The 23,049-nt window shown below is 48.4% G+C and carries 20 protein-coding genes and 1 pseudogene; 18 read left to right on the forward strand and 3 right to left on the reverse strand.

The window, feature by feature from the left end; translation table 11 throughout:
- A partial coding sequence (locus tag Q0460_RS05660; protein WP_299086006.1) for a DUF1698 domain-containing protein occupies window positions 1-84 on the forward strand: 84 nt, incomplete at its 5' end.
- Window positions 85-600: 516 nt separating this feature from the next.
- Here Q0460_RS05660 and Q0460_RS05665 read toward each other — a convergent pair.
- Entirely contained in the window at window positions 601-1,200 is a 600-nt protein-coding gene (locus Q0460_RS05665; protein WP_299085782.1) for an MBL fold metallo-hydrolase, read from the reverse strand.
- Window positions 1,201-1,295: 95 nt separating this feature from the next.
- Between Q0460_RS05665 and nadE the strand changes: the two genes are divergently transcribed.
- The 13 genes and pseudogenes from nadE to cmoA all read left to right on the forward strand — a co-directional run bounded on the left by nadE (window position 1,296) and on the right by cmoA (window position 14,984).
- Window positions 1,296-2,099 (forward strand): NAD(+) synthase, encoded by an 804-nt coding sequence (gene nadE, locus Q0460_RS05670; RefSeq protein WP_299085784.1) that lies wholly within the window; start codon window positions 1,296-1,298, stop codon window positions 2,097-2,099.
- A gap of 10 nt (window positions 2,100-2,109) precedes the next feature.
- Window positions 2,110-3,246, forward strand: coding sequence for a DegT/DnrJ/EryC1/StrS aminotransferase family protein (locus tag Q0460_RS05675; protein ID WP_297879897.1), 1,137 nt, complete (start codon window positions 2,110-2,112; stop codon window positions 3,244-3,246).
- Window positions 3,239-4,342 (forward strand): tetraacyldisaccharide 4'-kinase, encoded by a 1,104-nt coding sequence (locus Q0460_RS05680; protein WP_299085786.1) that lies wholly within the window; start codon window positions 3,239-3,241, stop codon window positions 4,340-4,342. The genes Q0460_RS05675 and Q0460_RS05680 overlap by 8 nt, the downstream gene beginning before the upstream one ends.
- A gap of 18 nt (window positions 4,343-4,360) precedes the next feature.
- Window positions 4,361-5,218 (forward strand): acetylglutamate kinase, encoded by an 858-nt coding sequence (gene argB, locus Q0460_RS05685; protein WP_298028701.1) that lies wholly within the window; start codon window positions 4,361-4,363, stop codon window positions 5,216-5,218.
- Between the two features lie 120 nt (window positions 5,219-5,338).
- Window positions 5,339-6,892: a threonine synthase gene (gene thrC, locus Q0460_RS05690; protein ID WP_299085789.1), complete on the forward strand. Its 1,554-nt coding sequence runs from the start codon at window positions 5,339-5,341 to the stop codon at window positions 6,890-6,892.
- Window positions 6,889-7,611 (forward strand): 3-deoxy-manno-octulosonate cytidylyltransferase, encoded by a 723-nt coding sequence (gene kdsB / locus Q0460_RS05695; protein ID WP_299085791.1) that lies wholly within the window; start codon window positions 6,889-6,891, stop codon window positions 7,609-7,611. Before thrC ends, kdsB begins: the two co-directional genes overlap by 4 nt.
- Window positions 7,601-7,795 (forward strand): hypothetical protein, encoded by a 195-nt coding sequence (locus Q0460_RS05700; protein WP_299085793.1) that lies wholly within the window; start codon window positions 7,601-7,603, stop codon window positions 7,793-7,795. Before kdsB ends, Q0460_RS05700 begins: the two co-directional genes overlap by 11 nt.
- Window positions 7,792-9,798, forward strand: a complete 2,007-nt coding sequence (gene ligA / locus Q0460_RS05705; RefSeq protein WP_299085795.1) for an NAD-dependent DNA ligase LigA — start codon at window positions 7,792-7,794, stop codon at window positions 9,796-9,798. The genes Q0460_RS05700 and ligA overlap by 4 nt, the downstream gene beginning before the upstream one ends.
- Window positions 9,795-10,367, forward strand: a complete 573-nt coding sequence (locus Q0460_RS05710; RefSeq protein WP_299085797.1) for a hypothetical protein — start codon at window positions 9,795-9,797, stop codon at window positions 10,365-10,367. Before ligA ends, Q0460_RS05710 begins: the two co-directional genes overlap by 4 nt.
- A 692-nt stretch (window positions 10,368-11,059) precedes the next feature.
- A pseudogene (locus Q0460_RS05715) lies at window positions 11,060-11,560 on the forward strand (SAM-dependent methyltransferase); the annotation flags it as partial.
- Window positions 11,550-12,062: a lipocalin family protein gene (locus Q0460_RS05720; RefSeq protein ID WP_299085799.1), complete on the forward strand. Its 513-nt coding sequence runs from the start codon at window positions 11,550-11,552 to the stop codon at window positions 12,060-12,062. The pseudogene Q0460_RS05715 and the gene Q0460_RS05720, both read left to right, overlap by 11 nt.
- Window positions 12,062-13,444, forward strand: a complete 1,383-nt coding sequence (locus tag Q0460_RS05725; protein ID WP_299085801.1) for a riboflavin kinase — start codon at window positions 12,062-12,064, stop codon at window positions 13,442-13,444. The genes Q0460_RS05720 and Q0460_RS05725 overlap by 1 nt, the downstream gene beginning before the upstream one ends.
- 835 nt (window positions 13,445-14,279) lie before the next feature.
- A complete protein-coding gene (gene cmoA, locus Q0460_RS05730) occupies window positions 14,280-14,984 on the forward strand; it encodes a carboxy-S-adenosyl-L-methionine synthase CmoA (protein ID WP_299085803.1) in 705 nt (234 codons plus the stop codon).
- Window positions 14,985-15,447: 463 nt separating this feature from the next.
- Here the strand turns inward: cmoA and rpsO are convergent, their stop codons facing one another.
- Complete coding sequence (gene rpsO, locus Q0460_RS05735; RefSeq protein WP_005871877.1) at window positions 15,448-15,720, reverse strand: 30S ribosomal protein S15; 273 nt, start codon at window positions 15,718-15,720, stop codon at window positions 15,448-15,450.
- A gap of 104 nt (window positions 15,721-15,824) precedes the next feature.
- Between rpsO and Q0460_RS05740 the strand changes: the two genes are divergently transcribed.
- The 4 genes from Q0460_RS05740 (at window position 15,825) to Q0460_RS05755 (ending at window position 19,750) form a co-directional block, all read left to right on the forward strand.
- Window positions 15,825-16,238 (forward strand): Rrf2 family transcriptional regulator, encoded by a 414-nt coding sequence (locus Q0460_RS05740; protein ID WP_177387765.1) that lies wholly within the window; start codon window positions 15,825-15,827, stop codon window positions 16,236-16,238.
- Entirely contained in the window at window positions 16,235-17,287 is a 1,053-nt protein-coding gene (locus tag Q0460_RS05745) for a 3'-to-5' oligoribonuclease B (RefSeq protein WP_299085805.1), read from the forward strand. The genes Q0460_RS05740 and Q0460_RS05745 overlap by 4 nt, the downstream gene beginning before the upstream one ends.
- Window positions 17,277-17,519 (forward strand): hypothetical protein, encoded by a 243-nt coding sequence (locus Q0460_RS05750; RefSeq protein WP_299085807.1) that lies wholly within the window; start codon window positions 17,277-17,279, stop codon window positions 17,517-17,519. The genes Q0460_RS05745 and Q0460_RS05750 overlap by 11 nt, the downstream gene beginning before the upstream one ends.
- Window positions 17,520-18,556: 1,037 nt before the next feature.
- Window positions 18,557-19,750 carry a TRAP transporter substrate-binding protein gene (locus Q0460_RS05755; protein WP_299085809.1) on the forward strand — a complete coding sequence of 398 codons (1,194 nt, stop codon included), beginning with the start codon at window positions 18,557-18,559 and terminating at the stop codon, window positions 19,748-19,750.
- A 941-nt stretch (window positions 19,751-20,691) separates the two neighbouring features.
- On the opposite strand, the gene Q0460_RS05760 is transcribed toward Q0460_RS05755, so the two are convergent.
- The gene (locus Q0460_RS05760; RefSeq protein ID WP_299085811.1) at window positions 20,692-22,959 is read right to left on the reverse strand and encodes a molybdopterin-dependent oxidoreductase; all 2,268 of its coding nucleotides are present in this window, start codon (window positions 22,957-22,959) and stop codon (window positions 20,692-20,694) included.
- Window positions 22,960-23,049 lie beyond the last annotated feature (90 nt).

The following is a 23,049-nucleotide window of genomic DNA, read 5'->3' on the forward strand; positions in this document are numbered from 1 at the left end:
AATTTCCTAGATCCGCTCGATAGCTCGCGCACGATCGAGGGCTACCCCGCCCCGCGCCGCATCTACGTGCGGCTTAGGGCGTGATCCGCGCCTTTAAAACGTGTAAAATTTTACTAAATTTAATCGGCTCGCAGGGAAAATTTTGATTCGGCGGGATGTGAAATTTAGCTAAATTTGACGGGCCCCAAATTGGATTAGATCGCATTGTAGCGACCAGGATCAGTGCGGCGCAAAATTTTAAATTTCGCCTCGTGTGTTACGCTTTACACGCGCGGCGGCACGAATTTTAAATTTTGCTTTTGCGTTACGCTTTGCGTCTTGCATGCTCGGCGGCACGGAATTTTACTAAATTTAATCAAGCGGCGGTAAATTTTAAAATTTTATCTACGCAGAGCATACTGGTGTAGGCATTTTGCGAACGCAGCGCAAAATTTAACGCTCGCAGCGGCAAATAAAGCTGTAAATTTTGGCGCCTGCAATGCGAGTCAAGCGGCATCAATTCCAGTGCCCGCGAGCAAAGCGGTATAAATTTCAAACGCCAACCAGCTTCACGCCACTTCGCCACTCTTTGTGTGACGAAGCGCAATTAAATTTAAACTATCAGCGCTCAAAAAGTTGCAAAAAATATTTTAAATTTTGCCTCTCGGCCGCTAGGCTCGTATTTGGGCCGTGTCCGGGATATAGCGTAAAATCGCCCTCTATCTGCAAAATTTTATGCAAAGATTCTCTCATCTGCGCGCCGCTTGAAAAGGGAAAATCCCACCTGCCGATAGAGCCTTTGAATATGACGTCGCCGCTAAAGATAACCCCGCCCGCTTCGATCATACAGCTGCCCGGCGTATGTCCTGCAAAAAGGCTAAATTTAACGTTAAAGCCCGCTATTTCAAAGCTTTGCTCCTGTCCTTTTACGAGTACGTCCGCTTCTATGGGCTCGGGCATCGTCTCAAAGGGATCCGCTCGCAGCATAAAGGCGTCTTCCTCGTGGATATAAATTTTGGCGCCCGCCCTTTGCAGCTTCGCGTCGTCATAAACATGATCGAAATGCCCGTGCGTATTCAAAACCGCGGCGATCTTTCCCGTATTTTGCATCACCCAATCAAAGCTGCCCTGCCCCGGATCGATCACTAGATCGCCCTGCTCGCCCTTTAGGATGTAGCAGTTCGTCGCGTATTCACCGAAAGCTTTTTTTAAAATTTGCATTTAAATCCTCCTTTTAAGCTTAAATTAAAGCCGTAATTTAGCCAAAAATAGTTAAAATTCGCGCAATTTAACGTAAAATTTTAAGGCTAAATATTATGTTTTTGGACGATTTGCTGCCGCAACTGACCGATTTTTTATCGGAGAAGCTCGATGAAACGGGCGCGGACGCCTTTGTAGTGGGTATCAGCGGTGGGCTTGACAGCGCCGTGGTTTCTGCGCTTTGTGCACTTACTGAGATCCCTACTTACGGGCTTATCCTACCTAGTGCGGGTTCAAATTTAGAAAATATGGCAGACGGCATCTTTCACTGCGAATCCTTTAATATCCCCTACGAAATCCAAGAGATCGCGCCATTTGTAGAAAATTTTACCGCTTTAAATCCCGGTGCAAGCGCTCTTCGCATCGGGAATTTCGCCGCGCGCGTAAGAATGAGCTTGCTTTATGATTACAGCGTGGCTAAACGCGGCGTAGTCGTAGGCACGAGCAATCTTAGCGAGAGGATGCTAGGCTACGGCACTATTTACGGAGATTTAGCCTGCGCGTTTAATCCGATCGGAGAAATTTTAAAAACCGATCTGTTTAAATTTGCAAAAATTTTATGCATAGACGATGCGATCATCAAAAAAGCCCCAAGCGCCGATCTATGGGAAAACCAAAGCGACGAACGTGAGCTTGGATACAGCTACGAGATCTTAGATAGCGTGCTAAGAGATATTTTTTCGCACGAAACGCTGCGGACGAAATTTCGCTCAGGCGAGCAAATAACCGTAAACGATCTAAAATATCTGCAAAACTCGCACCACAATCAAGAGCTGGTAAAATTTATCGTCCGTAGAATTCTTAAAAATAATTTTAAGCTTCGCGCGCCCGCGGTCGCCCGCATAGAGCCCGCGCACTAAGGAGAGATTTATGAAAGAGATACCGTTTTATAAGGCTCAAATCGATAAAAAAGAGGAAGACTTAATTAAAAGCGCCCTCTACAACAGCGATATAAGATATAGCGAAATTTTTGAAGAGGATATTTGTAAATACTTCGGCGTAAAGCACGCCGTATCGACTACGAGCGGCACGACGGCGCTGCATCTGGCGCTTTGTGCGATGGATATTAAGCGCGGAGATAAAATTTTATGCTCCGTAAATTCCTTCCCCAACGTCGCCGAAGTGATCCGCCATTTCGACGCAGAGCCCGTTTTCGTAGATATCGATCCGATAAGCTTTAACATCACGAGCGAAAGCCTTGCTCGCACGATAGATCAGAACCGCCACAAGAAGCTAAAATGCGCTTTCATCTCGCACATCGCGGGGCTTGCTGCGGATATAGACGCCATCAGCGAGGTCGCCAAAAGCGAAAATATCATCCTCATAGATGATGCGTGCCGCGCCATGGGCGCTACCTATAAGGGCGCAAAAATCGGAGCGCTTAAAAGCTCGCTCATATCGTGCTTTCAGATCAATCCTCAAGCGCAAGACGCAATCTCTACGGCAGGCTTTTTCGTTACGAACGACGATGAGATCGCAAGCGCCGCTCAAATTTTAAGAAACGGCGGCATCGTGGGAGACGCCTTTTACAAAGACGGCAATATGTCCTTTACCTACGACGTCGATCGCATCGGTCAAAAATACGATCTTAACGCCATAAATTCCGCCTACGCCATCGCTCAGTTTGAAAAAACTGACGCCTTCATAAAGCGCCGCAAGCAGATCGCCGCGGCCTACCGCGAGCAGCTCGCAAACTGCCCGCACGTGACGCTTCCAAGTGACAGCGAGGAGCATATCTACACTCAATTCATCGTAAAGATCGACAAAAACCGCGACGATTTCGCCAAAGCACTGATCGCGCGCGGAGTAAGCGTCTCGCTGCACTACGTGCCGGTGCATCTGCTAAGCTACTATAAAAGCAAATATAATTACAAGGTCAATGATTTCCCGAATGCGCTTAAAAACTATCAGCAAATTTTATCACTGCCGATCTACACGGCGCTTAGCGACGACGATGTGAGCTACATCTGCGAGCAGATCAAAGAGATAGCGCAAAATCGTGTTTAAACTCCTAATCGAGCGAAACTTATACGACCCGAGCCCCGCATGGCTTGCGCTCGGAGTGATTTTAGTGCCTTTATCGCTGCTTTATACGCTTATCGTCTGCCTAAAAAGGCTCTTTGCTAAGCCGCAAAAATTTAAAATTCCAATAATCAGCGTCGGAAATTTAACCCTCGGCGGCAGCGGAAAAACCCCGCTAGTGCGGGCGCTTTTTAAAGAATTTAACGGGGAGTTTAAAACCTGCATCATCCTTCGCGGATACGGGCGCAAAAGTAGAGGCTTGCTCGAAGTAGCTCTCGGCGGACGGATACTTTGCGACGTAGAGCAAAGCGGCGATGAGGCGATGGAATACGCGCTGTTTTTACGCGGCGCAAACGTAATCGTCAGCGAAGATCGCGCCGCAGGGATTTTGCGCGCGCAAACTCTCGGCTTTGAGCTGGTGATCTTAGACGACGGATTTTCTAAATTTAATATCTCTAAATTTGATATCTTGCTGCGCCCGCAAAGTGCGCCGAAGCTGCCCTTTTGCCTGCCCTTCGCTGCGTATCGCTACCCGCCGTTTTTTTATAAATTTGCGGATTTCATACCCGCTCCGAGCGACATTTCGCAGGAGCTTAGTATCGTTTCGGCGGCGGATCTGCAAGAGGGGCTAAACGGCACGGATGAAATTTCAAATCTTGCGGATGAAAATTCAAATTCCACCGCGGATAAAATTTCGGATTTAAATTTAAATCGCGTGGCAGATGAAATTTCAAATTTAAACCCCGCCGCCGCGGATAAAATTTTAAATTCTAAAGAGACTGTTTTTGAAAAATCCCGCACGATCTTAATCAGCGCTATCGCCAAACCTTGGCGCTTGCAAGAGTTTTTGCCGCTCGCAAAAGCCCACGCATTTTTCCCCGACCATTATGATTTCAAAAAAGAGCAGATTTTAGAGCTGCTAAGGCGCGAGGATGCGGAGCATATCCTTTGCACGGCGAAAGATTACGTGAAATTGAGGGATTTGAGCGCGGAAATTTCGGTGATTTTGTTAAATTTGAAGCTAAGCGAAAACTTTATCCGCAAAATTCAAAACTACATAAACCAAGCTATGATAAAATAAGGTTTTTAAAGGAATTTTATGATAAAAAAGAGCAAAACCGCCGAAGTCATCATCTCTGCGCTGCCCTATATCCGTAAATTTAGAGATAAAATTTTCGTCGTTAAATACGGCGGCGCGGCGCAAACCGACGATGCGCTCAAGCTTGATTTTGCCCGCGATATCGTGCTTTTGCATATGGTCGGCATCAAGATCATCGTCGTGCACGGCGGCGGCAAAAAGATCAATCAGACCCTGGATAAGATCGGCGTGCAGAGCGAGTTTCGCGATGGACTTCGCGTAACGAATAAAGACGCTATCGAAATTACAGAGATGGTACTAAGCGGCGCGGTAAATAAAGAGATCACGGCGCTTTTGAACCAAAACGGCGCGCCTGCGATCGGCATTAGCGGTAAGGACGGCGGGCTTTTGAAGGCAAAATTCCTCGATGAGAAAAAATATGGCTTCGTAGGCGAGATCACCGAGGTAAATACCAAGCTGATAAACGACCTGCTACAAAAAGACTATCTGCCAGTGATCGCCCCGCTTGCAGGCGGCGAGACGGACGAAAACGTGAGCTTTAATATCAACGCCGATCTCTGCGCCAGCAGGATTGCAGCCGCGCTAAAAGCGAGCAAGGTGATATTTTTAAGCGACATTGACGGCGTGCTTGATAAAGAGGGAAATTTAATCAGCAAACTCGATGCCGCGCTCATTTCGAAGCTTAAAAATGACGGCACGATCGCAGGCGGCATGATCCCAAAGGTCGATGCGTGCCTGCAATGCGTGCGAAACGGCGCAAATGCCGCGCATATCATCAACGGCAAAATTCCGCACTCGATCCTGCTTGAGCTTTTCACGGACGGCGGTATAGGAAGTTTGATAAAGGAAGAAATTTAGGCGCGAGGCGGATGCGGCAGGCTTAAAACCGCAATGCCGCAAGTCCGCGCAAGCAGTGTAAGCGATCAAATTTAAAGCGCCTAGGCGGGCGTAAATTTTAAAATTTTAAAAAGGAAAAAGATGAAACTGGTTTCTACGAGAGATTTTTCGCAAAAAGCGGATCTTAGCTACGCGCTACTAAATCCGAGCGCGAACGGCGGCGGGCTTTTCAGCCCCGAGCGGCTGCCGCTTTTGAGCGAGGATTTTTTTAAGCAGTGCGAGGATTTGAGCTACAAACAGATCGCGCTTAAAATCATCGATAGCTTCGATTTTGACGTAAGCAGCGAGATCTTTGAGAGTGCGCTAAAGCGCTACGATAAATTTGAAAATCCCGCCTGCCCCGTCCAGATCAAAAAACTAAGCGAAAACGCCTATATTTTGGAGCTTTACCACGGCCCGACGCTTGCGTTTAAGGATATGGCGCTACAGCCCTTCGGCGCGCTTTTAAAAAGCATCGCAAAATCCAGAAATGAAAAATTTTTAATAATGTGCGCCACGAGCGGCGACACGGGGCCTGCGACGCTGGAAGCGTTTGCGGATGACGAAAACATCAAAGCGGTCTGCCTCTATCCGCAGGGTGGCACGAGCGAGATACAGCGCCAGCAGATGGTCAAACAAAGCGCGGCAAATCTTAAAATTTTAGGCGTGCGCGGCAACTTCGACGATACGCAGCGCGCGCTAAAATCACTGCTGGCTGATGAGGATTTCAAAAACGAACTCGCGCGGGCGAATTTAAATTTAAGCGCCGCAAACTCGGTAAATTTCGGCAGGATTTTATTTCAGATCATCTACTACCTCTACGCTAGCATCTATTTCTCAAAGCACGGTGTATTGAGCTTTGGGCAAAATTTAAACCAAAGCGATCAGTGCACGGCGTGCAGTCAAAATTTAGACGCCGCGACAAGCGCAAACGGCGCGCAGAGCGCAAAACAGAACGCTAAATTTAACACATTCGACGTCATAGTGCCTAGCGGGAATTTCGGCAACGCGCTGGGAGCGTATTTCGCCAAAAAAATGGGCGCAAAGATCGGCAAAATCAAGATCGCTTCAAACGCGAACAATATCCTGACCGAGCTTTTTACGCGCGGCATCTACGATCTACGAAATCGCGAGCTCATCCGCACGATCAGCCCTGCGATGGATATTTTGATTAGCTCCAACGTCGAGCGGCTGCTAAGCGATATGTTCGGCGATGCGCGCACGAGCGAGCTGATGCAAAGTCTGGCGCGAGATAAATTTTACAAACTCAGCGCGAGCGAGCTTGCGAAGCTGCGCGAGGTCTTCGAAGCGGATTTTTGCGACGATGCGCAGTGCGCTAAGTTTATCAAGCAAGAAAGTAGTCGCGGCGTGCTGATCGATCCGCACACGGCGACCTGCTTCAAGCTACTTGACGAAAGCCGCCTAAATCTCGTCATCTCGACCGCGAAGTGGATTAAATTTACGCCGTCGATGATCGGCGCGATCAAAGGCAGGGTTTGCGAGGACGAGCGAGCCGATATGATCGCGCTTTCGAAGGAATTTCGCAGCGACATTCCGCCGCAGATCTCGCGCCTTTTTAGCGCGCCGCAGGTTCACTCCAGCGTCGTGGAGCAAAGCGAGATCAAAAACGCCATAATGGAGTGGATAAAAAAATGATAGTAATCCCCGCGCGCCTTGCTTCGACGCGCTTTAAAAATAAAATTTTATGTGAGTTTGACGGCGTGCCGATGTTTATCAAAACGGCTCAAAATGCCGCCAAGGCAGACCGCGTGCTAATCGCCGTGGATGAGCCGCAAATTTTAAAGATCGCGCAAGATTACGGTTTTGACGCCATTCTCACCGCGCGTGAGCATCAAAGCGGTACCGATCGGATCAATGAAGCGGTCGCAAACGCAGCGCTTGCGGAGAACGAGATCATCATCAATATCCAAGCCGACGAGCCCTTTTTCGAGAGCAAAAATTTGATTAAATTTAAAGATTTCTCCAACGCCATGATCACGCAAAAGGGCGCATTTATGGCGAGCTGCTACAAATACATAAGCCCTCAGGCGGCGGAGGATCCGAATTTAGTCAAGCTGGTGCTTGATAACGCGGGCTTTGCGATCTATTTTTCGCGCTCGCTCATCCCCTACCCGCGCGCGGCATGCGAGTGCTACCTCGGTCACATCGGTATCTACGCATACAGCGTGCGAAATTTAAAGCGCTTTTGCGCCCTGCCCGCCTCAGCGCTGGAAGATACCGAAAAACTCGAGCAGCTTCGCGCCATAAGCGCGGGCGAAAAGATCGCAATGCTTGAGATCGAAACTGCAAGCATCGGCATCGACACGCCGGCTGATTACGAGCGCGCGCTAAAGGAGTTCGGCAATGAAAATTGATCGCGCCTTTTTAAACACGAAATTTAAAGCGAGCAGGCTACGCGACATAAAATTTAACTATAACGAGCCGTGCGACACGGAATTTGGGATGCAGGGACTCGCCGCTGAGCGTAAAATTTTAACGGAACGCGGAATTCTAGCGACACACGGAATTTTAAAATTTAAAGATGCGAGCGCAAGATGAATTACGATGAATACAGATCCGCGGTAGATACGCTAAATGCGTGGGCGCGGGCATATTACACCGACGATAAACCGATCGCAAGCGACGAGGAGTACGACGAGCTTTATTCGCAAGCGGAGAAATTCGAGGAGCAAAATCCCGCGCTAGCACTGCCCTACTCGCCCACAAGGCGCATCGGAGGCGCGATCAGCGAGGGTTTTTCCAAGCTCGCTCACGGCGCGCAGATGTGGTCGATGGAGGATATTTTCGACGACGCGGACCTTTTAGCGTGGCTAGCTCGCGGCGAGAAGAGCGGCGCGCAGTTTTACGTCGAGCCGAAATTTGACGGCGCGAGCTTAAATTTGACCTATGAAGGCGGCGTGCTGATAAGCGCGGCGACGCGCGGCGACGGGCTTATAGGCGAGGACGTGACGCAAAACGCAAGAGCGATCAAATCGGTGCCGCTTCAGATCCCCTACGCGCAAAGGATCGAGATCCGCGGCGAGACGCTGATCGCAAAGAGCGATTTTGACGCGCTAAACGACGAGCGCGCTGCAAACGGCGAGAGCCTGTTTTCAAACCCGCGCAACGCCGCCGCCGGCAGCCTAAGGCAGCTAGATAGCGCGATCGTAGCGAAGCGGAAGCTAAAATTTATCCCGTGGGGAGTGGGCGAGCATTCGTTAAGCTTTGCGCTGCACTCACAGATAATGGAGTTTGTGCGCAGTCTCGGCTTTTTGCGCGACGAGTTTTGCCGCATCTGCAAGAGCGCAAGCGAGATCAGGGGTGCGTACGAGGCGCTGCATAGCATGCGCGCGAGCAAAGACCTGATGCTAGACGGCATGGTAATCCGCGTAAACGAGCTTTCAAAGTGCGCGCAGATGGGCTATACGGTGAAATTCCCGCGCTTTATGGTCGCATACAAATTCCCCGCGGTCGAAAAGGTAACGCGGCTGCGCGAGATCAATCTGCAAGTCGGCCGCACCGGCGCAGTCACCCCCGTAGCCGTCGTAGATAGCGTAAACATCGACGGCGCGAATGTTTCAAATGCGACGCTTCATAATTTCGACGAGATCGCGCGGCTGGGGCTGATGAAAAACGACTTCGTGGGCATCATCCGCAGCGGCGACGTGATCCCGAAGATCACAAGCGTTTACAAACAGCGCAGAGACGGCACGCAGAGCGAAATTTCGCGCCCGGATCGCTGCCCGGTTTGCGGCGAGAAGCTACTTGACGAAGGCGCGCTCATAAAGTGTCAAAACCTCGATTGCAAGGCGCGCGTGATAGGCTCGCTGATCTATTTCTGCTCCAAAAAATGCATGAATATCGAAGGGCTAAGCGATGCGACGATCACGCAGCTTTTTGAAAGCGGCAAAATTTCAAAGATCGGCGACATTTACGCCCTCGGCGCGCAGGATTTGGCGGATCTTGAGGGCTTTGCGGATAAAAAAATTTCAAACCTTTTGAGTGCGATAAATGCGAGCAAAAACGCGCCGCTTGAGCGCTTCATCGCTTCTTTGGGGATCGAGCACATCGGCGAGGTGGCCGCGCGCAAGATCGCCGCGGCATTCGGGCAGGATTGGCTGGATGCGAGCGAGGATGAAATTCTGCGACTGGATGGCTTTGGAGAGGCGATGGCAAGGAGCCTAGCGGAGTTTTGCAAGATAAATCGCGAAAAAATTCTAAATTTAAGCGAAATCATCACGCCGCGCGCGCCCCAGATGCAGACCGTCAAAAGCGCCTTCACGGACCGCAGCGTCGTCATCACCGGCACGCTCAGCCGTCCGCGCGACGAGTTTAAGGCCAGGCTTTTGGCGATGGGCGCGAAGGTGCAGGGCTCGGTATCTGCCAAGACCGACTTCGTGCTTGCAGGCGCAGAAGCGGGCTCCAAGCTACAAAAAGCCCGCTCGCTTGGCGTGCGGGTGATCGACGAGAGCGAGTTTGAAGCGCTTGCGAGCCTAGCGACGCCCGGCGCCAATTCACTTGACAAGAGCGAGCCCCAAATGCTTGCAGGGAGCGGCGAGTGAAGGTTTTTTGCTGGGTGCCGAACCCACACGCAAACGGCGCAGGATTAAATTTTAAAAGCAATCTCCGCTCTGCGGCGCTTGCGTGTTTTACGAAGTGCGAGAATTTTAAAAATTTTGTAGCGTACGAACGAGCGGCAAGAACAAAAGCGACAAATCGAGCAGCCGATGTAAGATCGCTGGGCTTTAAGGCGCATGCAAAAATAGCAAACCGAGAGGCGGTCTCTGCTAGGCGCGCGGGCTCCGCTTGCCGCGGTGCCAAGACGGCGAGCGCGATGCCGATAGATACGGCTGCAAGTAAGAATATCTCAAATTTTGCGCCGCTCAAACACTGCGCCGATAGGAAAAATTTTAAAATTTTAGCTAGCGGCAAGATAAAATTTGCAACGCACGGCGAGTCAAAATTTACACGCAGTATGGCTAAATTTGCGGCACGGCGCGGGCTAAAGTTTGAGCCTTGCGGTACTGCTGCGCACAATTTTGCTATGCGCGATAAAATTTTAAGCTCAAGGCCGCTCAAAAGCTGCACAAGCTTTAAAATTTCATTGCGGCGCGGAGAAAAAGTAAAATGAGATTTGATCTGCTCGTCGCAAACACGCTTAAAATCAGCAGAAATCAGGCCGCTGCGCTGATAAAGCAGGATAAAATTTTGCTGCGAGGCGCCGTGCAAAACAGGCCCTCCGCGCAGATAGCGCCCGAGCAGAGCGGCGAAATCAGTACTGCCGAGCAAATTTACGTAAGCAGGGGCGCGCTCAAGCTTGCAGGCTTTTTGGACGAGCTCGCCGAAAACGGGCTTTTAGCAAGCTGCGGCGCAAATTCGCCTAGCGCGGCGGCAGAAATTTCAAAGCCGTGCAGCGCCGCAAAGGACGCGGATAGAAAAGCGGCAGTGATGCAAATTTCAGGTGCAGATTTTGCGGCTACGGATAAAATTTTGGGCGCGAAAGAGGCTGATAAAATTCCAAGCGCGGCTACCGCGACGACAAGGAGCGCTAAAGCGACTACCGAGGCGATCCGTACCGCAAAAACTAGCGCCGATATGGCGGAGCTTTTACAAACCGGTGCAGGCAAGCAAACAGTAGAATTTTTACAGACGAGCGCGGGCCCCGAGACGGCAGGACTTTTGCAAACGGACGTAGACGCCGAAACGGCAGAGATTTCAAATGCGGCAAAAGCCTTCAAATCGGGAGGCAAGGCGGGCGCGTGCCGCAGCGAAGGCGGCACGGAGCCGCTACAAACAAAGCCCTCTCAAAAAGAGGTTTTAAATTTAGCGGGAGCCGATGTTTTGGACGTGGGCAGCAGCACCGGCGGGTTCGTGCAAATTTTATTGCAGCGCGGCGCAAAGAGCGTGACCGCACTTGACGTCGGCAGCTCGCAGCTAAGCGAAATTTTGCGGCGCGATCCTCGCGTGATCGTGCGCGAAAACACCGACATCAGGGAGTTTGAAAGCGAGAAAAAATTTGATCTCATCACCTGCGACGTGAGCTTCATCTCGCTAAATTTGATCTTAAAAAGCCTCGCGCGCCTTGCAAAAAGCGCTCTCATCGTGCTATTTAAGCCGCAATTTGAGGTGGGCGCGGAGGTGAAGCGAAATAAAAAAGGCGTGCTCAAAGATGAAAAAGCGGTGTGCGCCGCGCGAGCGAAATTTGAGCGGCTATGCGCCGAGCTGGGGCTTGCTGTGCTGCACGCTAGCGCCTGCAAAATCACGGGTAAAGAGGGAAATAGGGAATTTTTCTATCTTCTAAAAAGGATGAACGATGAAATTTAAAAACTTAATTATATTGGCGTTTTGCGCGCTATTTTTGGGCTCATGCGCCAAAAGCCTGAGCCCGAAAGCGCCGCTGGTAAAAAATTTCGACATCGCTAAATTTAGCGGCGGCTGGTATGAGATCGCCCGCATGAAGGGCGGCGGCGAGCTGCAAAACACCGCATACGAGTGCTTCGTCGATAAAAATTCTACGATCAATCTTCTAAAAACCGCCAAAACAAGCTCGGGAAAAATCGAAAACGAGCAGCACGTGTTGGAGTTTGCGGGCGATAAAAACGTAGGCCTGCTCTATCAAAAAGGCCTGATTTCCGACTCCCTCTACCGCGTGGCGCAGGTGGACGGCGACTATCGCTACGCCCTGATTTTCGGCGCCGATACGAGCGAGCTGTATATCCTCTCGCGCACCAAAACCCTGCCCGAGCCGATCCGCATCCTCTATCTAAAAAAGGCGAAGCACAGCGGCTACGACACCAAAAAAATCGTCTGGACAAAGCAGAAGTAATGGCTAATCAAAAATCAGGTAAAGACCATACAGAGGCTTCGCTGCGGAATTTTAAGGAGCAAAATTTCGTATCGCAGAATTCCAGCTTGAAAAATTTTACGGAACAGAATTTCACAAGCAATGGGGAAAATTCATCTCAAAATATCAAACGTCCAAGGCAAGAGCTCAGTGAAAATAAAACCGGCGATGCACACCGCGCAGATGAAGCAGACACCGACACCGCTTGCAGTAACGAAACGGCTTATGGCAACACTTGCGGCAATGGCGTAGACGCGCAAGCCCAGGGCATGCTTCCTGCTTGTGCGGAAGTACTGCGCGTGCGCCTAAACGAGCAGTTCGCACGAGGCGAGATTTTCGCAACGCTAGAAAGCGCAAACCGCGATGACGTATGCGCCGTAGCGATCGGTAACTTCGACGGCATGCACCTTGGGCATCAAAAATTATTTGAGCACCTAGGCGAGCACGGCGCAATAATCGTAATCCTAGCAGGTGGTGGCACGAAGCTAACCCCTTTTGCGTCGCGGCAGGCATTTACGAACAAAAAGATTTTTTATTGCGATCTACGCGCTATCAAAAGCCTTAGCGGAGGCAAATTTATCGCACTTTTAAGGCAGAATTTCATAAATTTACAAAAAATTGTCGTCGGCGAGGACTTTAGATTTGGGCGTGATCGGGCGTGGGACGTGGAATTTTTAAGGCGCGAATTTCGCGGGCAAACCTGCGTCGTAGGGGAGTTTTGCTTAAGCGGCGGCGGCGTGCATTCAAGTAGGATCAAAGAGCTTTTATCGCGCGGACGGTGTGAAGAGGCGGCGGAACTTTTAGGGCGAGATTACGAGATCTGCGGGCGGATCGTGCGCGGTCAGGGGCGCGGGGCGCGGGAATTAGTAGCGACGCTAAATCTTGATGCGAGCGGCTATTTTATGCCAAAAAGCGGCGTGTATGCGACCCTGATGCGCGCCGGAAGCAAGGAATTTGCAAGCGTGAGCTTCTTGGGGCACAGGCTCAGCACCGATGGGGCTTTTGCGCTTGAAACGCACATTTTAGGGGACTTTGCGGGTTTTGAGGCGGGTTTAAATTCCGCGCAAGATCGCGCGCCGTGCTGCGAGGGGCAAGCTGCACATTCTGCGCGAAATTCAGATGAAGTTTCGGCTCGTAATTCGGCCGAAATTTCTACGCAGAATTTTGCAGCGAGCGAGAGCCTGGACGCCAAAAATAAAATTTTAGAGGCTGCGGACAAAAACAGCGGCGCGAAATTTGCTTGTGTGAAATTTATAAAGTTCCTACGTGAAAATCGCAAATTTAGCGATCTAGCGCAGCTTAAAGAGCAAATTTTAAAAGACGCTACGGAAGCGGAGGCGGTACTACGAAGCCGCAAATTTTAATCTACGGCTTGTAAGCTTAAAGATGAAATTTGCGGGCTGTGCGCTTTGAATTTAATGCATTCGTCTGCGCTTCGCATCTATGGCGCATTAAATGAGCCGTCTGCGTCATCCCGTATAAAAGTCGTGTGCCCGTTGTCACTGAGAATACTTGGCGCACCGCCACATGGCTTTAACGCACTTGAGCTTGGGTTTATGTAAGACGAGGCAAGTACAAGCTGCGCCGAGAATTAAGGGCAATAACAAATCTTAGTTGCGCTGCGAAGCTTTAAAATTTAGCAGGGCTGAGCTGCCGAGCAAGAGTCAAGCGGCTAAATTATGCGCCTAGCTAAACGCGGGATTTTGTCAAGAGGCCTCATTTTGCGGCGCGTAAAATCGCAAAATGGGCGCGAAATTCTACCAATGGAGCTTCGACTATGCTTTTAGTTTAAGTTCGTAATTAAAGAATTTAAAGGAGCTGTTTTGGCAGTGCTAGATTTGGCGACGTAAAATTAATGCTGCGAAAATACGGCGTAGAATTTTAAAGATGTATTTGCGCGGCGCGGAATTTTAAAGCCTGTCAAGCAAGACGTGAAATTTAATCATGCATCGAGCGTATCTGGGCTAGAAGTTGGGCGCAAACTGGGATGCAGCTCGCTTGCATCAAAAGTGCTCATGCTGCGTTTAAAATTTAGGTATGCTTCGCGCGGGGCAAACTAAGCGCAAAAATTCCATGCGTAGCGGTCGCAAATCGAGTGTCGCGCAAGTGCAGGAAGCACGGTGTGAGAATTCTGCGCTTAGCATGCACAGGAAGTATAAATCGAGTGCTGCGCGAATAGCGAAACTAAAAAGGAAACGGATGAAAGACGAAATTTTTAAAGAGCCTATCAAAAAACAGTTTGAGTTTGACGCCAGCGTCGCGTCGGTTTTTGATGATATGATCGGGCGCAGCGTGCCGTTTTATGAGGCCAGCACGCGGCTTAGCAGCGAGCTTTTGGCACGTATACTGCCGCAAAAGGCCCGCGTGATCGATCTTGGCTGCTCGACTGCGACCGCGCTGCTGGCGCTGTTTGCGCTGCGCCCCGATCTGCGGCTGTGCGGCATTGACAGCTCGGAGGCGATGATACAAAACGCCCGCGCTAAGGCGGCGGCATTCGGCGCCGAGCTCGAGCTTAGCGTATCGGACGTGCTGGATGCGAGCCTCGCAGACTGCGATGCCGTGATTTTAAACTACACTCTGCAGTTCATCAGGCCGCCGCGCCGCGCCGCGCTCGTGAGTAAAATTTACGACGGATTGCGTGAGAGCGGAGTTTTGATCTTTAGCGAAAAGATCGTCTACGAAGAGCCTGCGCTCGCGCGTCGGATGATCGAAATTTATGAGGATTACAAGCGCACGCAGGGCTACTCGCGCTACGAGATCGCACAAAAACGAGAGGCGCTTGAAAACGTGCTCGTGCCCTACACGGAGGCGGAAAATCGCGCCTTGGCACTAAGCGCGGGCTTTAAGCGTGTCGAGAGTATCTTTAAATGGGCGAATTTTATGAGCTTCGCGGCGTTTAAATGAAAGTTTAAATTGCAAGAAGCAAAATTATTTTTAAAAATTCCAAAAAATGAAATTCTACGAGCCGCCCTATTTTTGGCGGCATGGTAAAAACTCCATCTAAATTCTTTGGAATTTGACAATTAAATTTTGATGCAGATTAGATAACCCAAACAGAGCGAATGTATAATTCTGGCTGCACGCAAGATGGCGCAGACAAAATTTATCGCCGCTCGTAATTTCAAAATTCCGTCGCGGATATGAACTGCGCAAATTATTATAATCCGGCAAAATTTCAAAATTTCTATGGAATTTTAAAATTTCATAATCTAAGCAGAATTCATAAATTTTACAAAATTCTCAAAAAATTCAAAGATTGAAAAAGTGTGGCTATCTAAATTCCGGGCATAAAAAAAGCGTCCGCCGTTTGACGGACGCCGTGTATAAATCGCAGTGACGAAATAAACGCCGCCACGAGCAAAGGAGCTTATTTATCTCTTAAATTTAACTCGCTAACGAGCTTGGAGTAAACTGCGTAGTCTTTGTTTTTAAGATATTTCATCATTCTTTTGCGCTGACCTACTAGCTTTAGTAGTCCTAAGCGAGATGAAAAATCTTTCGGATTTGCTTGCAAATGAGTGGTAAGAAGCGTGATCCTCTCGGTAAGAAGCGCGATTTGCACCTCTGCAGAGCCCGTATCTTTCTCTCTTCTAGCGAATTTCGCAACTATCTGTGCTTTTTGAGCCGTGTCTAAAGCCATGATGACCTCCTGATCGGTAAAATAGGGAGCGATTATACTTAATTAACCTAAATTTTTGCTTTCTTTGTGTAAAATGCACGCTTTGACACCAAAGGAGAGAATAAATGCTTTTTACAAAAGCAAGCGAATACGCCCTGCTTTCAATGATCTGCATCGCGGGCAAGGAGGAATCGATGGATGTCGATTCGATCTCTAGCGAGCTTGGAATTTCACGCAGCTTTTTGGCTAAAATTTTACAAAATTTAGCTCGCGCGGGACTTTTGAATTCCTTCAAAGGCGCCAAGGGCGGCTTTGTGCTCGCGCGCAATGCGGATGAGATCACGCTAAGCGAGATCATCAAAAGCGCCGAAAGACGCAAGGCAACGGTGTTTGACTGCACCGCCGAGGGGATCGACGCCTGCCCGAACGGTCGTACGCTGTGCCGCGTCAATCTAATGTTTGGCGAGCTTCAAGAGAAAGTCGATGAGTATATGGACACGATCACGCTAGCAGACATCATCGGCAAAGAGCGCAAATGAAAATATATCACCTAAGCCACACCGATCTGGACGGCTACGGTGCGCAGTTCGTCGCGGCGCACTATTTGACGGACGTAGAATTTTTCAATGCCAACTACGGCAAGGAGATAAACGAAAAATTTGATCTCATCCTCGCTAGTATCGATGAAAGGCTCGCTGCAGACGCGGACGAGAAAAGCCTGGTTTTAATCACCGATCTAAATTTACTACCTGCGCAGTGCGAGAAATTTAACGGCGAGCTGGCACGTCGAAACGCTCGCGTAATCCTTTTGGATCATCATCAAAGCGGGCTTGAGTGCGCGAAAAAATTCCCGTGGTATTTTTTGGATTCATCGCGCTGCGCCACGAAGATCACCTATGATTTTTTCAGCGCGATGTTTGGCGGCTCGCCGCGGCTGGATAAGTTCGTGCGCGTCGTAAACGCCGTGGATATCTGGCTAAAGGAGCAGAGCGAGTTTGAGCTCGGCAAGGTCTGCCTCGGCATGGTCTCGGGCGCGAAAGAGATTAACAAGATCATGTTTGAGCGGGAGAGCAGGGATTATATCTTTTTCTTGCTAGAAAAAATTTTAAAATTTCAAGATGAGGCGGACGCACACATCGCGCTAGATAGCGCGCTGCACGGCATAAAGAAAGAATTTTTTAAAAGCGATCACGACGATACGCTAAGCAATCTCGTCTCGCATTTCGTAGTCGATCGCCTAAGCGCGCAAAAGCAGCGCTTCGAGATCAGCTATCTAGGTAAAAAGGGCATTTTGACCTACAATATCGGCAACGTAAGCGTCATCGGCAACGACTTTTTGACGCAAAACCCCGATGTCGATTTTTTCATCGACGTAACGAGCAAGAAAACACTCAGCTTCCGCGCCGACGGCAAGATCGACGTAAGCGAAATGGCAAAGCTGCTCCTCGGCGGCGGCGGGCACGTAAACGCGAGCGGCGGGATGTTTGCGGGCTTTAAGGACGCGAGCTCGTACGAAGCCGTAAAGGCGCAAATCGTGGATCTGATCGAGAAAAAAACCCAAATTTCAAAGGAAGAAGATGAAAACTAATGACGAAAAAATCGCCGAGCAGGACCTCATCTACGAGATCAATATCCTGCTTGACGCGATGCTGCTTTATGCGGGCATCAAGCGCGAGCGGCTCGCCGATGCGGCGCAGCTATACATCGAAAATATCGACACGGTGCTTGCAAACTCGGACGCTAGCGGTGCAGACGAGGTGATCGCCGTTGTCGAGTTTTTACGCAGCAAACACGCAGAGCTATTCGAAAATAAGGGCTAGCTCGCGGAATTTTAAGCGAAATTTTGCGAGCTAGAATTTTACGAAGCACAAACTATGCGGAGTAAAATTTTATCGAGCGTGAAATTTATGGAGCGAGAAATCCGCGAGATAAAATTTTGCGAAATAGAATTTATAAAACGTGAAATACGAATTTTTGCGGACTTAGGCTCAAAATTTTAAAATTTAGCAGGCAGGCTTTGCGAATAAAATTTTATGGCATGGCGGTTGCAAAATTTACTTTTAAAATTTTATGCCGTCAAACAAGAGCAAAATTTCAAGGCTTAGATTTTCCGCGCAATAGCAAATTTAAAAATTTAAGTGCATTTTGCAGCACGAAATTTTGCAAAAAATTTAGACAACGCGGGGCGGCTCTGCGTAAAATTCTAATCTAGGCTTCGCGCGGAATTTGCATCAAAACTCCGCGAGGAATTTTGCGCTCAACTAAAGCGCAAAATTAAAATATAAAGGCGCACTCTCCGCTTGCCGACGCGGTACAAAGAGTGCACTGATCGTGGAATTTTAAATTTAAAAGCACAATTCTGCCGTCAAAGATCAGAGAAATGGCGTGGCATCCAGGCTTGCCGATAATGACAAAGCTCGCTTTGAAAGGAAGGGAGAATTTTATCTGCAAAAGCGCAGAGATGGCATTTTAAGATACTTTTGCCATTTCTAAGCGAAAAAGATCCGCGCTGGAGGCTTTTAAGAAAGCGCGCTTGATAAAATATTATCGCTAGATATGGCACAGGTGCAGGTAAGTACGCCCGAACGCGGCGCTCTATAGTCGCAAAGCCAGGCGTTGTAAAATAAAAAGCTTGGGTAGAGCGCTTAGAAACAAAATATCGCGAAATAAGACGTCTGCAAAGCAAGGTGCCTATAAGATGAAGCGTCGTAAAATAGAATAGAAAGCAACACGTGGATAAAATAAGTACCGTGAAGCAGGATTTTGTAGCAGTAACGCAGGACGCGAGTAAATTTTAAGCCGGCGATGCGCTAAATTTTGAAATTTTATGAATTTAAAACTTTATGAAAGGATAGAAATGAAAAAGATTTTTTTGTTTGCATGTCTCATGCTTTTGGGTTCGCAGCTTTTCGGCGACGATAAGGTTTATCGCCTAAGACTTGCTAGCACGTGGGAGGCGACTACGCCCGTTTTGGGCGCTGCTGCTGAGGATTTTAAAAACTATGCCGAAAGCCTTAGCGGTGGTAGGCTTCAGATCCGCATCGATACGCCGAGCAAGCACAAGGCAAGCTTTGGCGTATTCGACTTCGTCAAAAGCGGTCAATACGATCTAGGATATACTTCGCTTTATTATTATAAAGGCAAAGACGCCAAAACTATGCTCTGGACGGCGGTGCCTTTCGGTATGACTACTGATGAGCAACACGCGTGGTATTACTATGGTGGTGGGCGAGAGCTTAATGATAAGATGTTCGCGCAATACGGCATGAAGACCTTTTTGATGGGATCTACCGGCATGCAAATGGGCGGCTGGTTTAAAAAAGAGATCAACTCAGTCGCGGATTTACAAGGGCTTAAATTCCGCATACCGGGGCTAGGTGGAGAGGTGATGAGTAAGCTGGGTGCCACTATAAACACAGTGCCTACGGGCGAGCTATTTATGGCGTTAGAAATGGGTACGATCGATGCGGTCGAGTGGGTAAGCCCTGTCTATGATATGCCACTTGGATTTCATAAAGTGGCTAAATACTACTACACAGGCTGGCAAGAACCTATGGGAGACTGCCAGCTGCTGGTAAATCAAAAGGCGCTAGAGAAGCTGCCTGCGGATCTTCAAGCGATATTAGAGGCTGCGGCAAGACTTGCTGGCGAGAACTTCCAAAATAAGGGCTTTTACGAAAACGCTCGCATTTGGGCGGAGTTAAAAGCGCAGTTTCCGGATGTGCAGGTGCGCGACTTTCCTGCGGACGTAATAGCCGCGCTTAAAAAAGCAACGAATGAAATCTTAGACGAGGAAGCGGCGAAAGATCCGATGTTTAAAGAGATCTTAGACAGCCAGCGCGCGTTTTTGAAAATCGGTAGAGAATGGAATAAAATAAGCACCGTAGCCTACATAAATAACGTAAGCGGTATTGCGGGCGAAAGTGCAGCAAATCCAATCTCCGCAGGCTCTAGCGGTACAACAAACTCAGATTCTGCAAGCAGCGAAAATCACGGCGCTGCGAGCGATTCTAACGCGACGGACGGCAAAAATTTAGGAGCGACAAAGTAAAGTAGGTGCTGCTAGCGATAAAAATTAAAGCGAGACGAACAGACCGGCACAATAAGTAGCTCAGGCACGACAAGCGGCAGAAATTTTAACTACTTTTGCATAAAGTAAATGGAATTCTGCCGCAGCAGCTTTGGTGCAATAGCTTCAATATCAGAGCCTAGTTTCATAAATCTCGTCCGCAAGCAGGCAGAAGCTTTGGCGCAATAGCTTTAACATCGCAAGCAGCGTGATCTGGCGCAGCAAAGGGCTCCCGCGTGAAAATAGAACGCCAAAAACACACGATAAAATAAAATTATAAAAATTGTGAATTCCAAGCACAACGGAATTCGGAATTTTAAATCTAAAATTTTAAAATCAAAATTTATGGATTTCAGACGGAGCGCGAAACTACTCCGGTTATGCTAGAAACCGGCATTTGCGACCATTAAGACTAAAAGCCGCGTCTAGCGTTTTAAAAGTCTATGAGCCTTTTGCATTCATCTATTAAAATCACAAAAATCGCATTTGCGTTATTAAAATTACAGCGCTACTTGATACATAAAATCAGCCTGCGCGCGTTAAAATTTAATCAATAATGTAATTTGGTAAGATTTGTCGCGATAAAATAGCCTTATTATCATGCTTATTTTTAAAATTTACTTTATTGCGCCACTTTTATTAAGACTAAATTTATTAGGATTTGTTAAATCACGAACGACTGATCTCTTGCCGCCGCATCTATTAACGCAATAGCAGATAAATTTCTAACCGTGCTCTTATCGATAGCGTAACTACGCCACAAAAGCATATTAATACCGCGGAATTTATTAAATTTTTGAAATTTTTGATCTTTAAAATATCACAAGACGGCTAGATCGCTAAAAATTTCATATTATTTGAATTGATTGTTAAAAAATAGATTCGGAAGCATAGCCCCCGAATCTACGGATAAAATTAAATTCTTAGAATTTAATCGGATGGTGGTGGAAGTCGTCGTAAACGACTTTATTGGTTTGAAATTTAATGCGCTTAAGCTCGCGGATACGCAAAAATTCCTCTTCATCGATCTTTTTAATCTGAATCGCTGCCTTAAACGTAGGCGTTTTGGCGATGAGATCCCAGCCGCCGCTGGTTAGCTCGTTGCAGCAGCTCTCCCAGTAGTGATAAGACATCTGAATGATACCATCCATTATACACTCGGTGATGTCGGCCTTGATCGCGATATAGCCGTAGCGGCTCCACGCGACGATGAAATCGCCCTGCGAAATTCCATATCGTTCGGCGAGTTTCGGATTCATTTCCGCAATCGGTCCTATCGCGTCGCCGCCCTGCTCAACGGTCTTAGAGCGCCTAGTCATCGCGCCTCCTGCGTACTCGTAAACCTTACGCGTAGTTAGAAGCTGTATCGGGAACTCTGCATCGGTCTTCTCGTCCACGGAGCCCGCCATTACAGGATAATCTTTCGGCATATTCATACGCTTTGCGAACTCCTCTTTGGCGCTTTCAATCTTGCTCTTATCATCCACGAATAGAACTGGGACGAAATTTCCTTTACCGTCCGGAGTAAAGAATTTCTTATCAAGATACAATGCAGGTCCGCCCATAGAATTCTCATCAGGGCACGGCCAGTGAAGTCCGTGGTATTTTTTGATGCGGTAATAGCTCATTCCGCCGTAATTGTGCGGAGCTACTCTGCGCACCTCTTCCCAAATCTGCTCTGGAGATTGAAATGTGAAATAATCACCTAGTCCTAGGCGTCTGGCAAGCTCGCAGATGATAGCCCAATCTTGTCTAGCTTGTCCCGGAGGGGCAACTACAATTTCGCTATGCTGTACGCGGCGCTCGGCATTAGCATAAGTGCCCTCCTTCTCGCCGCTGCAAGCTCCAGGAAGCACGACATCTGCTTTGCGACTCGTCTCAGTTAAGAAAATATCTTGGATCACATACATCTCTACCTGCGAAATCGCGCGCAAGAAGTGGTTTGCGTTCGGATCGGTCATAACCGGGTTTTCGCCCATCGTCCAGAAAAATTTTACCCTACCGTCAAGAATTGCGTCAGGCACTTCGGTTTTATGAATGCCGATCTTGCCGTTTAGATGACCTTTTGGTAAATTCCACTGGCGCTCAAACCAATCACGGGCACTCTCATCGGTCACAGCTTTATAGCCGGTAAATACGTTAGGAAGCATTCCCATATCGCAGCAGCCTTGAACGTTTTCTTGTCCGCGGATCGGTAGATCGCCGCTTCCGAGCTCGCCTACGTTGCCCGTTACGAGCATTAAATTTGAAATATCACAAACCGCACCCACGCCGTGGTTGAAGTGAGTTACACCCATTCCGTGCGTGATAACCGCAGGTCGCGTAGTAGCGTAAATTCTAGCCGCTTTTCTAATATCCTCGGCATTTAGCCTAGTGTATTTAGCTACGGCTTCAGGCGAATAATCCTTAACCGCCTCTTTTACATATTCAAAACCCTTAGTGTATTTCTCAACGAATTCGTGATTTACCAAATCCTCGTCGATAATAGCATGGATTAAAGCGTTTATAACCGGGATATTGTGCTCCGGCTCAAGCTGGAGGTGGATATCTGCGCGATTTGCAAATTCCGTCTTAACCGGGTCAATGACGATGAGTTTAGCGCCTCTATTTAACGCTCTTTGAACGTGCATAGCTACGATCGGATGGCCATTTTCCGGGTTTGAGCCGATCATCATAATGCAGTTGCTGTGAGTTCCGATCTCCGTGAAGCTATTTGTAGCCGCTCCGTTACCGATTGTTTTGGCAAGACCTGCCACAGTCGGAGCGTGTCAAATGCGCGCGCAGTGATCGATATTATTCGTGCCTAAAATTCTAAGTAGCTTCTGCGCTACGTAGTTATCCTCATGCGTACAGCGTGCGGAATAGTTTCCGGCTATCGCGTCGGCGCCGTATTTTTCTTTAACTTCTAGCATTTTTTTAGCAACTAGATCAAGCGCTTCATCCCAGCTAGCTTCGACCAAATCGCCGTCTTTGCTAAATTTACCGTCCTTTTTTCGGATCAACGGTGTCGTAAGCCTATCTCTAGAGCCTACGTAATTCCATCCGTAATAACCTTTCAAACATAAACAACCCTGATTTACGGGGTTGTCGCTTACGCCGGTTGCGGATTTGATATAATTGTCTTCCGCAGTCAGCTCGATTTGACAGCCTGTGCCACAATAAGGGCATATGACCTTGCCTTTATTCGCCATATTTTCTCCTTTCGAAAATACTAAACATGCAAAATTACCATATATGCAATTTCGGCACAATTATATAAATTCTTACCTAAAATAAAATTG

Source organism: uncultured Campylobacter sp. (assembly GCF_937980635.1).
Lineage (GTDB): Bacteria > Campylobacterota > Campylobacteria > Campylobacterales > Campylobacteraceae > Campylobacter_B.